This window comes from Adhaeribacter aquaticus DSM 16391 (assembly GCF_000473365.1).
Lineage (GTDB): Bacteria > Bacteroidota > Bacteroidia > Cytophagales > Hymenobacteraceae > Adhaeribacter > Adhaeribacter aquaticus.
In genome coordinates, this window is record NZ_KI421517.1 from 3,826,521 (window position 1) to 3,840,591 (window position 14,071).

Genomic DNA, 14,071 nt, shown 5'->3' on the forward strand with positions numbered 1-14,071 from the left:
AGTGATTAATCTTTAAATTGACCTTCAAATACAGTGACAGCCTCGCCACATATCAAAACGTAATCATCAAAAAGTTTTGTAGTCATTTTACCTGTTCTTTTTGAAGATTGGAAAGCGTTTAATTCATTTTTATTTAATTTTTCTGCCCAATACTTAGTCAGAAATGTTTGAACTCCACCTGTTACAGGGTCTTCATTAGTACCAGCCCATGGCCAAAAGTAGCGATATTGAAAATCAAATTCGGGATCAACAGAAGAAGCGGTTACTAAAACGCCATTTATGCCGCTATAAGAATGAACTAAAGCAAGAAAATCCGGCTGTAGCTGGGCTAAGGTTTCTGAATCATGAATCTCAATTAAAATAATTTTATTTTTAGGGCTATACCGGGAGTTTACTATTTGGTTAATTCCGAGGGCATTAATTAAAGTTTTGGGTACCTCAAATGCTTCTGTATCGTAAATGGGAAATTGCATTTCAATTTTGCTATCCTTTTTTTTAACCCGTAATTCAACGTTTTCACAATTGAAGAAGCTTATCTGATCCAGGTTAACGGCATCAAAAATTATTTTGGCCGATGCTAATGTAGCATGGCCGCATAATGGAATCTCTTTTTTTGGGGTGTAAAATCGAATGCTGAAAGTATTGTTAGCTATTTTTTGGATAAATGCAGTTTCCGAAAACCCAATTTCCGCGGCAATATTTTGCATTGTTTCATTGTCCAATTCCCTTTCTACTAAACAAACAGCAGCAGGATTACCTTTAAACTTTTGACTGGTAAATGAATCTACAAAATATATATGCATTGTTAATATTTATTAGCGTTATGGGCCACAACGGTTGGGCTATGGCACGCTTTAGTGCTTCTTAGGTGATGTGGTAAACAGTTATTTTTGCTTAACAGGTTTACTATTGGAGGTTCAAAGACTTCTTTACTGCTCGGTACTGCGCGTCAACTACTGCCTGGTTATGTCCGTGTGCGGCACCCGGCACCAGTTCAAACTCTTTTTTCGGAGCCTTCAGTTTATCGAAGTAGGCTTTGGTAAGCTCTTTAGGAGTCAAGATGTCTTCCTCGCCCTGAATGAGGAAGACTGGTATTTTATAGCGCAAACCATCGTTCATGAAATTCACTCCAGCCATCATGGACTTTATTCCCATCTTTTTGTGGCCGGCAGAGTAAAGGAAAGAATAATCGTCGCCGTTATATCTGTCCTTAGCGTCCTTCTCATTATCATAGGAGCTGGCCAACTTCCACCAGGAGGCGGGGGCTGGTGTGGAGTTCTGCCTTTCGTACTTTTTAATGACACGCATTAGCTGACCTTCTTTTCGGGCATTCTCATAGGGGGGAGGGCCCAATTCCTTCAGCTTATCTAACAACTCCTGGTCTTTGGCGTCCTGGGCCATTTTAGACACTTTATTGTAAGCGTGTGCAAATCCTTCGTAGAAGTTTACAACCTGGGCATGGCCTATATAGGCAGAGAAAAGGTCCGGGCGCGCAAGAGCCATCTTGGCGCCAAGCACAGAGCCCCAGGAGGTTCCTACAAGAGTTATGTTTCGCTTGCCCAGGTGCCTGGCCAGGTATTCGGCAAGCTCAATCCCATCGGCTGTCATCCGCTCCAGAGTCAAAGGGTTCTCCATCCAGTAATCCTCGGTTACCGGATCGGGGGCATTGCGGCCAAAGGTTCTGCCTGCCCCTCGCTGGTCCCAGTACACCAGAACAAAGTCTTTTTTCCAGTAGCCGTAAATGGCGTCATCGTACTGGCTCATCGTGCTGCCAGGCCCACCATGCAAAAACAGGATAACAGGTTTGGATTGGTTCTCCCCGCTGATGGTTACCCACTGCTCTATGCCACCAATTGTGACAAACTTTTCCTCGTTGATTGGCTTAGCTTGTGCGGCTAACCCGCAGGATATTACAGAAAAGAATAGAACTAGGAAAAAGGTATGCTTCATTTTAAGTAAAGTTGCGAAATAATTGATTAAGTACTATTGGTAATGTGTGATTCAAATTGGCTGCAATGTTTCTGTAAAACGTCGGCCTAAGGTTGAGCTTTAGCTGTCGTTAGCGGCTGGCATTTTTATTATTCTACAATGTTTATGACAACATTGCCTGTTTTTTGACTTGTTTCAACATACCGGTAGGTCTCAACATTTTGATCCAATTTATAGTATTTAGGTTTTTGTTGTGCCAAGGGATATTTAGGTAATTAACTACAGAAATAACGATTCATATTATTTCTGTTTATTCTTTGTTCGATCTTGGTAAGTTTTGCTGGCATGCTTCCTGTTAAAAAACATAGCCATACCCTCCATCAAACTTCCGAATAATTTTATAATTCCTTCCATATCATAATTTTATTTTTTGTTAATTCCGATCGGGGTTTTGTATTCACCGCAGAACTTTCTAATAAGCACTAAACTTTTGCTTGCGGGTAGCCGCTGTTAGGCCACGTTTACTTTTCGTCTTCCTCCAATATTTTTTTCTTTTCTTTTTCAAATTCTGCCTGAGTTACTACCTTTTCATCAAGTAGTTGCTTTAACTCTCTAAGCCTGTCAGCCTTTGATTTTTTCTGATCTTGCTGTGGATTGGTTTTAATTGTTGTTGGTTCGTTACTTGAACTTGGCATCAATTCATAAGTATGGGTAGGCTTATACTTCATTGTCCAAAGAAAGGGAACCAAAACGAAAATTCCGCCAATAATTGCTCCAACATCAACTTCTTCATCTCGTGAAAAGGAAGTGTGTAAAGGGTTATAACCTTCTTTTTCTAATTTAACCATAGTCGTGCTGCCAACTATTTTTGTATCGTGGTGAGTGTAAGGTGTTGTTCCTACTGGTTCACCATTAAGATAAACTTTTGCATTACTTGGGTTTGATTGTATCAGTGTCGTGCTTGCACAACTTGTTAATAAAATTGAACCAGTTAATAACAGCGCAATCGTCTTTGGCATTATTGTTTGATTTTTCTTATTCATTCTGTTTTGAATGTTACATAACGGACCGCGGCTAAAATGCTTTTTAGCCAGTGTTAGTTCTTGTTTTTTTTATGTAGTTAAAGCTATAATTTATAGAACACTTGAATTCTTATACTTGGCAAAACAAAAAAACGCACATCACTATCACAATCAAAACAATATTGGTCTCTTTTAATTTTTTGCCATATCTGTATGAATGTTCCAATGTCAGCGTTCAATCCAAACTTATCAGATATATTTATATGTTTACCTATATTAGGGGTTAAATAGATGGTTCTCCATTTTATTTCACCATTATCTTCATAAAAGCCGGTAACCCTTTGGCCAAAATACCACGTAGGTTGATTGGTAAATTTTCTTGAATATTTGAAATTTAGCTTATGTTCAAAGGTCAACTGACGCATCTTTGACGAGGCTGGAATAAATCCTACATTAGCTCCTAAAGAACTTCTAGTAGTAAGATTTTTATTTAATCCTATATGAATTAAATCAGGGAGTCCTACTCCTGATACTACTTCCCATTTTCTTTTTTGGGCTAAAACACCACTAATTAGCATAAAAAAAGCTAATGTTAAAAGAGATAACTTCATAAATAGTGTTTTAATAAGAACTAACTAATGGCTAAACGAAACTTGTTCCGGTTATCCAACTACCGTTAGTCAGATATATGGAACTACATTAACGAATATACTATATATTAAAATCACTATTCAGACTGTTTGTACAAAAAATAAAGAGGCCCCTCAATAGGAGCCTCTTTATCCTGCTTTATAACATACTTTACTTTTACTTATTTTCCTCCTGACGTTTAAGTTTTTGTTATCTTTTTTTAGTCAGTAATATTTATGGCGTTCTCTTTATTATGGTGAACAGCCAATTATCAAATAAATCAGGACAATTTAATCCAACTATATCTACAATACAATGCCGTCGGGAGCATCCTTTTTGGCCGGGAAGTTAGTATCGCCCCATTGTTCTTTCACATTTGTTTCTATGGTTAAACTTAGTGCTGTTAGCGGCACATCTTCCAACCTGTTTTCAAAGGGATCTTCAGACCTTTCTCCTATTAAATCGAGGCATAAAAAGACAAAAGAGATAATAACAGATACCGGTATGCTGGCCCAACTCAGGTCTTCTACAAATACAAACGGCAAAAGCGAAGCGTGAATAAAAACAAACACCCTGGAAAAGAAACTATACTGCCGCAAAAATGGTGTGTTTTTTATTCGCTCACTACGGCCTTGAATATTATTAAATTCAACGAGCGTTTCTTCAAGTTTTACAAACCGGAAATCGGACAGCCAGCCTTGGTTAAAAGCTAATTGCAAGTCTTTGCCCTGTTGCTCCAGTAAAAAGTTGGGTGGGTTTTGTTTGTGAATAAAAGCTTCATACTCATCAGCACTTATAAAAGCATTTGCATCTGAATACTCATTGGGTTCCTCAGAAATTTCTTCCTTGCCCCGATCATTATACACGTGTTTCTTCCGTAAAAAAACCCGTAACCCGTGCACAAATGCAATATGCCGGTACACCATCCGGGACTGGTGGGCTTTAACTATTGAGGCTTCCTCGTTATTGGCAGGAATGATCATGGTAATAACCTGTCGGGTCCAGGCCCGGCTATAGTTTACCAATGCTCCCCAAATTTGCCTGGCTTCCCACCAACGCTCGTAGGCATTACTGGTTTTAAAACCCAGAAAAATAGCCAGTGCCGTACTTAAAGCTGTGATGGCAGTAAAAGGAATATGTAATTTTAGTACCTTATAAAAATCATGTAATAGATACACCGCAATAGCGAGTAAAATATAATACAACATGCTTTTCCAGGTGTAGTGGAGAATCATGTTCCAGGTTATATTTCTTCTTACCAGCATAATTAAAGTTTTAATGCCTTTACCTTAATATAATCTTATTTGTTCGGGTAGGTGACAAAAAACAGGTTTAATATAAATAGGATAAAGGGAGTAAAATGCTGATTCTTATTAGCCTAGTAGGGAATTTGTTAAATGACTACTTTAAATTAAAATAGTTAGCCATCAGCCTAATTGTGTTAAAGTTTTGTGATGTAACATCTATTGCTACCGAATTTGCCATACTCTCTTCTTTACTGATTATTACTTCTGGATAATTTGAAATTTTCATTATATGGGTGCAGACAGAACCCATAAGATTATTCCTGCTTTTATGAGCTTTTGAAGCTTATTTTATATTCTTGTCTCTTCCGCTAAGGCTGGTTAAAACTAAAAGGAGCTAAAGCCATTTTGTATTGACTTTAGCTCCTTTTATTTTTGAGTGAAATGCTATTAAAGTTACATATTATGTGGTAGAACCTTATTTAGCAGTTCGTTCAATTTCCCGCAGGTTTTCCATTTTCTTGTTACGCAGGAAGCCGTTTATATCTTCGAAGTGTTCTTTAATACGCTTGTTGCCAAATTCAAAAACTTTTTCTGCCAAACCATCCAGGAAGTCCCGGTCGTGCGATACTAAAATTAAGGTGCCATCAAATGCTTTAAGAGCATCTTTTAGGATATCCTTGGTTTTAATGTCCAAATGGTTGGTAGGCTCATCCAGAATTAATAGGTTTACCGGTTGTAGCAATAGTTTTATCATAGCCAAACGGGTTTTCTCACCGCCCGAAAGTACTTTTACCTTTTTCTCAACTGTGTCGCCGCTAAACATAAAAGCTCCCAATAAGTCCTTTATTCTGGTACGCATGTCACCAACTGCAATCTGATCTATAGTTTGGAATATGGTTAATTCTCCGTCCAGTAAAGAAGCTTGGTTTTGGGCAAAATAGCCTATCATGGAATTGTGGCCCAATTGTAAGCTTCCTTCATAATCAATTTCACCCATTATGGCTTTCACCAAGGTAGATTTACCTTCTCCGTTTTTTCCAACAAAAGCAATTTTCTGGCCTCGTTCAATGGTTATGGAAGCATCCTGGAAAACCACATGGTCGCCGTACTTTTTCGTCAGGCTGTCTACAATAACCGGATAATTACCGGAACGCGGAGCCGGAGGGAATTTTAAACTTAAGGCCGAAGTATCTACTTCATCTACCTGAATAATTTCAATTTTTTCCAGCATTTTTACCCGCGACTGCACTTGCAAGGTTTTGGAGTAGGTGCCTTTAAAACGGTCGATAAAACCTTGAATATCGGCAATTTCTTTTTGCTGGTCTTCGAACTGACGTTGTTGCTGCTCGCGGCGCTCTTTGCGCAGTTGTAAATACTGGGTATAGGTAACTTTGTAGTCGTAGATGCGGCCCATAGTAACCTCAATCGTCCGGTTGGTTAAATTATCTACGAAGGTTTTATCATGGGAAATAACGATTACCGCCTTGGCGTTATTTTTCAGAAAATCCTCTAACCACTGAATCGATTCAATATCCAAATGGTTGGTAGGCTCATCTAATAAAATTAAGTCCGGCTTTTGTAACAGGATTTTAGCTAACTCAATCCGCATACGCCAGCCACCGCTAAACTCGCGGGTAGAGCGGTTTAAATCAGACCGGGAAAAACCTAGGCCCTTTAAAGTTTTTTCTACTTCGGCATCAAAGTTTATTTCCTCAATAGAATAATATTTTTCGCTTAGCTCTGAAACTTGTTCTATAATCTGGCTGTATTCCTCCGACTCGTAATCTGTACGGGTTTCTAACTGTAAATTCAGGTCTTCCATCTGGGTTTTCATAGCCAGAATTTTTGAAAAAGCTTTAGAAGCTTCTTCAAATACCGTACAGTTGTCTTCGGTAAGTAAGTGCTGAGGCAAATAGGCAATTACCGCATCCTTAGGGGCTGATACTTTGCCCCGGCTGGGTTTACTAACACCGGCTATAATTTTTAATAAAGTAGATTTTCCGGCTCCGTTTTTACCCATTAGGGCAATCCGGTCATTTTCATTGATATTAAAATTAATGTTGCTGAACAGGGCTGAACCGTTAAACTCAACACTTACCGCGTCAACTGAAATCATGTGCTATTTAAATATTTGGCTGCAAAGATACTAGGAATTTCCCTATTGCCTTAGCTTTTAAAGGCAGTTATGCTATAATTCCTTAGGTTTTACTTAGAAAAAAAAATGCAGGTAAATAGTTCAAATACGGGTAAGCCGTTAACTGACCAAAACTTTTCCTGATTATCCCTTTAAGTGCCGATCATCTACGTTTCTTGAGGAAAAAATATAAAACATTTCCTATATAAAACTCGTCTGGAGAGGTCGGAAATCAAACAGGTTATACATGCATATTCTGCAAGGTGGCGTACCCAAGTGTGGTAACTTCTGGTTATATCAAATCATTCAGCAAATTTTGTCCCGGTCGGGCCACAATACCACAACTTTTATCCAGCAACAGCCCATTTATAATCTTGCCCGGGAATGGGATTTAAATTATCCAAGTCAGGCGGGAATTGATGTGCTGGAAATAACTGATTTGCAGTACAGCTACCGGATCAGTAGTATTTTTAGAATGCCTGTTCTGAACCTGGCTGAATACATTATGCAAACCCCGCACGTCTGGACGCATTCACCGGTTTGCAAGAAGAGTGACGAGGTCTTTAACTTGTTTGATAAAAAAGTGTACATCATCCGGGACCCCAGGGACAGGGCTATATCGGCGGCTAAATATTACACCTCGGAATATATGCTGAAATATTACCCGCAACCAGAAACAGACCCGGATAAGTTTTTACAAAAGAATTTTGAGAACCTGATGCACGAGTGGGTATGGCATGTGTATGACCATCTCCGGCTTAGCCAGACCTACAATATTCATATAACTTTTTATGAAGCCTTTTTAGCAGATTTTCAGGGAGAATTGACCAGATTGTTAACTTACCTGGGCATTGAATTAGGCCCTGAACAAAAAGCGGAACTGGCGGAAGCCATGCATTTTTCAGCACTTAAGAAGCAAAACCCAAAACACCTGAAAAAAGGGGAGTCGTATTATTGGAAGAACGGACTAACAAAAGAGCAGCAAGAGAAAGCAGCTATAATGGCAGGCCCGCTTTTACAATACCTGAATTACCCGCTGGAAGAGATATCAGGTTTACCGGCCTTTACACCAGTGGCCGCCTCTTATTTTGAAGAACTAAAAGAACAGATTATTACCTCGCAACTCCCGCTTTACCAGGAGTAGGTTTACCAAACCCCTAGTTGCCGACCTATGGTTTTAAGCTGACCAATGTGGTAACCGTTGTGGTGCAAGGTAGTCATGGCCGCCCAGGCAAGGGTTTTGCCATTTGATTGCACCTGAAATAAATCTATTTCCGGGTTTTTAACCAGGTCTATCATTTCGTTTAGCTCCTTTTCGAATTCCGCTATGGCTTTTTCCCATTCATCGGCAGAAGCAGGGGCATAGTTTTCCGGCCAATGCGCATCCGGCCAGATATCCTGGTTATTTTCCGGATCTTTCATAAAGCTCAGAAGCGTATTTTGACGGGCCCGCATGTGGCCTAATAAAATCCAACCAGAAAAATGTAAACCATTAAGTATTTGGCCGGCTTTATCATACTGAAATTCGCGTAATAAAATTACGGTAGGGGCAAAGCCACCTACTAAAAGTTCCGCTAAATACGCTCTGGTTAATTGATCAGTAGTATTTTCTGAACCCATAAAAACTTAAGTTTCCTGTTTATATTGAAAAACAACCTTTAATAGGTAAATACATAAAAAGTAAATTATGGGCTGAAACGTAGGGAAGCGTTTTAGGTTTTTTTCTTATCTCAAAAATAAAATTACTGCATTTACCCGCACTTTGGTTCGAGTTGATTAAATACAAACATTAATTAGGTTTTGTAGGTAATTAGAATTAGTAGTTTAAAGTTTAGGACTGCTCCAGGTTCAGAATGGATGCCTTTTCCAGACAAATTAACTTTTAAGGAAAAGATTTATAATTTTTTTAAGCATCTTCTTCTTCTTCTTCAACCCTTTTGCTGAGAATTACGTTTTAGGATAGTAAATCAAAATATAGCTATATCGCTATACGTATTGCTTATTGGAAACGTTTACGCCACATACCCTTACCAATAGAAATGCCCTTATATCCGGAGGTCACTCCGGCATCGGATTAGCTGTTGCTGCTAAATTGCAGGCAGCAGGTGCCCAGGCAGCCGTAGCCGATATTTCTTCCCCCAATCATTTACCTGTTGGCATAACTTCTTTTTCCTGCGACATCACCAATGCTGCCCAAATAGATAATCTCTATGGGGAAGTTAATGCGCATTTTGGTCACCCGGATATTTTAATTTCTAATGCCGGACAAGGCATTCATGAAAAACTGACAGAAGGTGATCCGGCTAAATGGCAAAAAGTAATTGAACTAAATTTGCTGGGTGCTTTGCGATTAATCAGGGCTTTTGTACCGGGTATGTTGGCTGCCGGTTCGGGCGATGTTGTTTTTATTTCATCAGTTTCAGCGGGCCAGGCTTACCCCTACGGCGGTATTTATGCGGCTACCAAATCCGCGTTGCAAACAGTAGCCGAAACCTTACGCCTGGAGGTTTTACCAACCTTACGGGTAATTACCATTGCTCCGGGTGTAACCGATACGGCCTTTTTTAAAAATACCATTTCGGGTTTTCATACAGCAGACGATATTGGCTATGGTGCTTTGGCACCCGAAACAGTAGCTGATGCGGTGCTTTATGCGCTCATGCAGCCGCCGGAGGTTTCGGTTAACCATATAACCGTTAGGCCAACCCTCCAACCTTTTTAACCTTAAACCAAAAACAAACAAAAGAACTATGAAGAAGAAAGTATTGATTACAGGCGGTGCCGGTTTCATTGGCTCCCATCTGGCAGATGAGTTGCTTAATTTTGGTTATGAAGTAAGAGCGCTGGACAACTTGTCGGAACAGGTACACGGCAAAAACTGTAAGCGGCCAGACTACCTGCATCCTGATGTTGAATTGCAAATCGGGGATGTTCGGGATAAAGAAGCGGTGCTAAAAGCTTTAGAAGGAGTAGATGCTGTTTTTCACCTGGCCGCCATGGTAGGAGTAGGGCAGAGCATGTATGAAATCCGCGAGTATACCGATGTAAACAATACCGGAACGGCTGTTCTGTTAGAATGTTTATCCCAAAAACCAGTAGAAAAACTGGTAGTTGCTTCCAGCATGAGTATTTACGGCGAAGGGCTTTATCAAAATAAAACCGGGAAATTAGTAACCGCTTTCGAAAGACCTTTAGAACAACTAAAAGCCGGTTTATGGGAAGTAATGGACTCAAATGGGCAGGAGTTAACACCGATTCCTACACCGGAATCTAAAACACCTTGTTTGTCTTCGGTATATGCCCTTTCTAAGTACGATCAGGAACGAATGAGTTTGATTGTTGGCCGGGCGTATAATATCCCAACGGTAGCCATGCGCTTCTTTAATGTTTATGGTACCCGCCAGGCTTTATCTAACCCTTATACCGGGGTATTAGCCATTTTTGCTTCCCGTTTCCTGAATGAAAATCCGCCTATGATTTTTGAAGATGGCCAGCAGCAACGCGATTTTGTGCATGTACGCGATGTCGCTTTAGCTTGCCGCCTGGCTTTGGAAACACCGGAAGCTGCCGGTCAGGTATTTAATGTGGGCAGCGGAAATAACTACACGATCTCAGAAATTGCGGAGCGTCTGGCGGCAGTAATGGGAAAAGAACATTTACAAGCCCAAATAACAGGTAAATACCGGGTAGGAGATATCCGCCATTGTTATTCAGATATTTCTTTGGCCAATGAAGTATTGGGCTTTTATCCGCAGGTAGATTTTAATAGTGGTTTGTTAGAGTTGGCGGAGTGGTTAGAAGGTCAAATAGCCTATGACCGGGTAAATGAAGCCAGCGCCGAATTAGCCTCCCGGGGGTTGACTGTTTAAATTCTGCCGAGGCAGATTTACGCTTAAATGTGAAAGGACAATGTTAAAAAATACGAATTTAATAGTGGAAAAAGAAAAGACTGCCCATCCGGTTATAGGTATGGTAGAGTGGTTCCGTCCCGGCGAATATGAGCACGTAGAGAAAGTACTGGCTGAACTGAATGAACTAGGAGTGACCGAACTCCGGACGGGTATTTCCTGGGCCGATTATTATACTCCGGCGGGTAAGGATTGGTATGATTGGCTAATTCCGCGTCTGGCAAAAGAAGTTAACCTGTTGCCTTGCTTTTTATATACCCCTCCATCGTTGGGGTTAGCACCGCGTACCTCCTCGCCGCCAGCTACACCAAAAGCATTTGCCGATTTTCTGGATATAATTATTACGGACCTGGGCGAACATTTTGAGTGGGTGGAGCTTTGGAACGAGCCCAATAATAAACTGGAGTACGATTATACGTTAGACAAATCCTGGTTCCGGTTTGCCGAAATGGTGGGTGGGGCGGCCTATTGGGCGAAACAGCGGGGTAAAAAAACTGCTTTAGGTGGAATGAGCCCTATTGATCCGAACTGGCTGCAACTGATGTTTGACCGGGGAGTAATGCAATACATAGATGCCGTTGGTATTCATGGTTTCCCGGATGTCTTTGACCAGTTATGGGAAGGCTGGGAAGAAAATGTTGCAAAAGTACAGGACGTGCTGGTGCAAAATAATTCGGCTGCTCAGATCTGGATTACAGAAGCCGGGTTCTCTACCTGGCAACACGATGAGTATAAACAATTACAGGAATTTCGGAATATTCTAAAAGCGGATGTGGCTAAGGTTTATTGGTACAGCATGCACGATCTGGATCCGGAACTTTCAACAGTTGGCGGCTTTCATGTAGACGACCGGGAATATTATTTTGGCTTAAAGCGCACCGATGGCACTCCTAAATTATTGTACCGCCTGTGGGCAGAAAATGGAATAGAAGGTTTAAGTAAGCTAACCTGTATTAAACGGAAAACAGATTTTAAAACCGAAGAAAAATATAGCTTAATCACAGGTGGGGCCGGGTTTGTAGGAACCAATTTAGCCAAACGGTTACTGGAAGAAGGCAAACGCGTCCTAATTCTGGATAATTTATCCCGTAATGGCGTGGAGCGCAATCTGCAATGGCTGCACGATAATTACGAAGAACGGCTGGAAATACATGTGGCTGATATCCGGGATTTGCAAACCGTAAAACGCCTGATGAAAGGAGCAAACCAGGTATTTCATTTTGCAGCCCAGGTAGCGGTTACCACCTCCCTTGATTTTCCTATCAATGATTTTGAAATTAATGCCCGTGGTATTATAAATGTGCTAGAGGCCATTCGGACCATGGATAATCCGCCGCCACTGGTGTTTACTTCTACCAATAAAGTATATGGGGGGCTGGAAGATTTATTGTTCATTGCGGACGGTTCCCGGTACAATCCCTCCGATAAGGCAATCCTGAAACATGGCATTAGTGAAGCGCGTCCCCTTGACTTTCATAGCCCGTATGGATGCTCCAAAGGAGCCGCCGACCAGTATGTGGTTGACTATGCCCGCACGTATGGTATTCCGGCGGTAGTTTTCCGGATGAGCTGCATTTACGGACCGCACCAGTATGGCAATGAAGACCAGGGTTGGGTAGCCCACTTTGCTATTCGCGCCATTGAAAATAACCCAATCAGTATTTACGGTGATGGCAAACAGGTGCGGGATGTACTTTTTGTGGAAGACCTGGTAGATGCGTTTTTGCTTGCTCAGAAACATATGCCAAAAATTTCAGGTCAGGCCTTTAACATTGGCGGAGGACCAGAAAATACGACCAGTTTACTTGAGTTACTGGAACTAATTGGTGAGTTTCAGGGCCAGAAAATTCCGCTCAAGTTTGGCGATTGGCGCCCCGGTGACCAGCACTATTACGTGTCTGATATCCGCAAATTTAAAAAAGCCACTGGCTGGTTTCCTAAGCATTCGGTTCAGGAAGGCGTAGCCAAGTTATATAAGTGGCTATGCGAAACCCGTGGCATAGAAGTGCCGGCCGATTTTGCTTTACTCGAAGAAAAAGTTGATCCTAAAGTAGTTGTAGCCTAATGAATTCTGAATTAGTAGATTTACCTGAATTAACAGAAACAAAAGTTGGCACCATGCGGGCCGCCGTAATAGCGGCTCCGCAAACAGTAGAAATAACCGATGTAACTTTACCTGAACCTGGGCCAACCCAGGTGCGGATAAAAATGGAAGGTTGCGGTCTATGTGCTTCTAATATCCCGGTTTGGCAGGGGCGGGAGTGGTTTTCATACCCAATAGCTGCCGGTAATCCGGGCCACGAAGGCTGGGGTATAGTAGATGCTATTGGCGAAGAAGTAACTTCCGTACAGGTAGGGGAGCGGGTAGCTGCCATAACCTATAATGCCTATGCCCAATACGATGTGGCGGAAGCCGACTCTTTGATAAAATTACCCGAAAGTTTGGCGGGTGTGCCTTTCCCGGGCGAGCCTTTGGGTTGTGCCATCAATATTTTTAAACGTTCTGATATTAAAGCCGGGCATACCGTCGCCATCCTTGGGATTGGGTTTTTAGGAGCATTATTGGTACAGTTGGCTAAACAGGCCGGAGCCAAAGTTATTGCGTTATCACAGCGGGATTTCTCTTTAACTATAGCCGAGGAATGCGGGGCAGACGAATTAATCAAACTCGACGACCATTGGCAAATTATTGAAAAAGTTAAAAACCTGACCAATGGTAAATTTTGTGAACGGGTAATTGAATGTACCGGGAAAGAATGGCCTTTAAACCTTTCGGGTGAATTAACCGCTGAACGGGGAAAACTAATTATAGCCGGTTTCCATCAGGATGGCATGCGGTCTATTAATGTGCAGCTCTGGAACTGGCGGGGCCTTGATGTAATAAATGCGCACGAACGGGATCCTAAAATATACCTCGAAGGTATGCAGGAAGCTGTGGAGGCCGTGGAAGCAGGAAGAATAAACCCTCAGCCACTTTACACGCACACTTTTGCCCTGGAGAATATAGAAGAGGCTTTCCAAATGTTACAAGACCGTCCGGATGGTTTTATGAAAGCTTTGATAACGTTCTAAAACCGGTATAATAAAAGTAGATATCCTATCCGGAAAAAATCAAAAATTAATATTCCAGCCCTAATGAAAAGCTAATTGTCAGGGTTTTTTAAGCCGGGTAAAAAAGAAGAACTGACTATGCTTAAGCAT

Annotated in this window: 12 protein-coding genes; 5 read left to right on the forward strand and 7 right to left on the reverse strand. The window is 41.3% G+C overall.

Translation table 11 applies throughout. The annotated features are described in order from the left end of the window. Positions 1-5 precede the first annotated feature (5 nt). The 6 genes from ADHAQ_RS0119105 to ADHAQ_RS0119140 all read right to left on the reverse strand — a co-directional run bounded on the left by ADHAQ_RS0119105 (position 6) and on the right by ADHAQ_RS0119140 (position 6,944). Positions 6-803, reverse strand: a complete 798-nt coding sequence (locus ADHAQ_RS0119105; protein WP_026464312.1) for a PhzF family phenazine biosynthesis protein — start codon at positions 801-803, stop codon at positions 6-8. A gap of 103 nt (positions 804-906) precedes the next feature. Continuing rightward, positions 907-1,950 carry an alpha/beta fold hydrolase gene (locus ADHAQ_RS26305; protein WP_051360034.1) on the reverse strand — a complete coding sequence of 348 codons (1,044 nt, stop codon included), beginning with the start codon at positions 1,948-1,950 and terminating at the stop codon, positions 907-909. 500 nt (positions 1,951-2,450) lie between these two features. Then, the gene (locus tag ADHAQ_RS0119120; RefSeq protein WP_071781134.1) at positions 2,451-2,972 is read right to left on the reverse strand and encodes a PEGA domain-containing protein; all 522 of its coding nucleotides are present in this window, start codon (positions 2,970-2,972) and stop codon (positions 2,451-2,453) included. An 83-nt stretch (positions 2,973-3,055) separates the two neighbouring features. Then, entirely contained in the window at positions 3,056-3,562 is a 507-nt protein-coding gene (locus tag ADHAQ_RS0119125) for a hypothetical protein (protein ID WP_026464314.1), read from the reverse strand. Between the two features lie 324 nt (positions 3,563-3,886). Continuing rightward, positions 3,887-4,846, reverse strand: coding sequence for a bestrophin family protein (locus tag ADHAQ_RS0119130; protein ID WP_026464315.1), 960 nt, complete (start codon positions 4,844-4,846; stop codon positions 3,887-3,889). A 457-nt stretch (positions 4,847-5,303) separates the two neighbouring features. Further along, a complete protein-coding gene (locus ADHAQ_RS0119140) occupies positions 5,304-6,944 on the reverse strand; it encodes an ABC-F family ATP-binding cassette domain-containing protein (protein ID WP_026464316.1) in 1,641 nt (546 codons plus the stop codon). A gap of 265 nt (positions 6,945-7,209) precedes the next feature. On the opposite strand from ADHAQ_RS0119140, the gene ADHAQ_RS0119145 reads away from it, so the two are divergent. Beyond that, positions 7,210-8,106, forward strand: a complete 897-nt coding sequence (locus tag ADHAQ_RS0119145) for a sulfotransferase domain-containing protein (RefSeq protein WP_026464317.1) — start codon at positions 7,210-7,212, stop codon at positions 8,104-8,106. A 2-nt stretch (positions 8,107-8,108) separates the two neighbouring features. Here ADHAQ_RS0119145 and ADHAQ_RS0119150 read toward each other — a convergent pair whose 3' ends face one another. Further along, on the reverse strand, positions 8,109-8,582 hold the full coding sequence (locus ADHAQ_RS0119150) for a hypothetical protein (RefSeq protein WP_026464318.1): 474 nt from the start codon (positions 8,580-8,582) through the stop codon (positions 8,109-8,111). Positions 8,583-8,964: 382 nt separating this feature from the next. On the opposite strand from ADHAQ_RS0119150, the gene ADHAQ_RS0119155 reads away from it, so the two are divergent. From ADHAQ_RS0119155 to ADHAQ_RS0119170, 4 genes are read left to right on the forward strand one after another with little or no spacing between them, the layout of a single operon-like run. Then, the gene (locus ADHAQ_RS0119155) at positions 8,965-9,684 is read left to right on the forward strand and encodes an SDR family oxidoreductase (RefSeq protein ID WP_026464319.1); all 720 of its coding nucleotides are present in this window, start codon (positions 8,965-8,967) and stop codon (positions 9,682-9,684) included. Between the two features lie 28 nt (positions 9,685-9,712). Next, positions 9,713-10,831 carry an NAD-dependent epimerase/dehydratase family protein gene (locus ADHAQ_RS0119160; protein WP_026464320.1) on the forward strand — a complete coding sequence of 373 codons (1,119 nt, stop codon included), beginning with the start codon at positions 9,713-9,715 and terminating at the stop codon, positions 10,829-10,831. Positions 10,832-10,871: 40 nt separating this feature from the next. After that, positions 10,872-12,935 (forward strand): GDP-mannose 4,6-dehydratase, encoded by a 2,064-nt coding sequence (locus ADHAQ_RS0119165; RefSeq protein ID WP_026464321.1) that lies wholly within the window; start codon positions 10,872-10,874, stop codon positions 12,933-12,935. Continuing rightward, positions 12,935-13,942 (forward strand): MDR/zinc-dependent alcohol dehydrogenase-like family protein, encoded by a 1,008-nt coding sequence (locus ADHAQ_RS0119170; protein WP_211240597.1) that lies wholly within the window; start codon positions 12,935-12,937, stop codon positions 13,940-13,942. Before ADHAQ_RS0119165 ends, ADHAQ_RS0119170 begins: the two co-directional genes overlap by 1 nt. Positions 13,943-14,071: the final 129 nt, after the last annotated feature.

Excerpts from the sequence above, each read along its gene's own strand:
- ADHAQ_RS0119105 (WP_026464312.1), bottom strand. The coding sequence starts at position 803 with ATGCATATATATTTTGTAGATTCATTTACCAGTCAAAAGTTTAAAGGT.
- ADHAQ_RS26305 (WP_051360034.1), bottom strand. The coding sequence starts at position 1,950 with ATGAAGCATACCTTTTTCCTAGTTCTATTCTTTTCTGTAATATCCTGC.
- ADHAQ_RS0119120 (WP_071781134.1), bottom strand. The coding sequence starts at position 2,972 with ATGAATAAGAAAAATCAAACAATAATGCCAAAGACGATTGCGCTGTTA.
- ADHAQ_RS0119125 (WP_026464314.1), bottom strand. The coding sequence starts at position 3,562 with ATGAAGTTATCTCTTTTAACATTAGCTTTTTTTATGCTAATTAGTGGT.
- ADHAQ_RS0119130 (WP_026464315.1), bottom strand. The coding sequence starts at position 4,846 with ATGCTGGTAAGAAGAAATATAACCTGGAACATGATTCTCCACTACACC.
- ADHAQ_RS0119140 (WP_026464316.1), bottom strand. The coding sequence starts at position 6,944 with ATGATTTCAGTTGACGCGGTAAGTGTTGAGTTTAACGGTTCAGCCCTG.
- ADHAQ_RS0119145 (WP_026464317.1), top strand. The coding sequence starts at position 7,210 with ATGCATATTCTGCAAGGTGGCGTACCCAAGTGTGGTAACTTCTGGTTA.
- ADHAQ_RS0119150 (WP_026464318.1), bottom strand. The coding sequence starts at position 8,582 with ATGGGTTCAGAAAATACTACTGATCAATTAACCAGAGCGTATTTAGCG.
- ADHAQ_RS0119160 (WP_026464320.1), top strand. The coding sequence starts at position 9,713 with ATGAAGAAGAAAGTATTGATTACAGGCGGTGCCGGTTTCATTGGCTCC.
- ADHAQ_RS0119165 (WP_026464321.1), top strand. The coding sequence starts at position 10,872 with ATGTTAAAAAATACGAATTTAATAGTGGAAAAAGAAAAGACTGCCCAT.
- ADHAQ_RS0119170 (WP_211240597.1), top strand. The coding sequence starts at position 12,935 with ATGAATTCTGAATTAGTAGATTTACCTGAATTAACAGAAACAAAAGTT.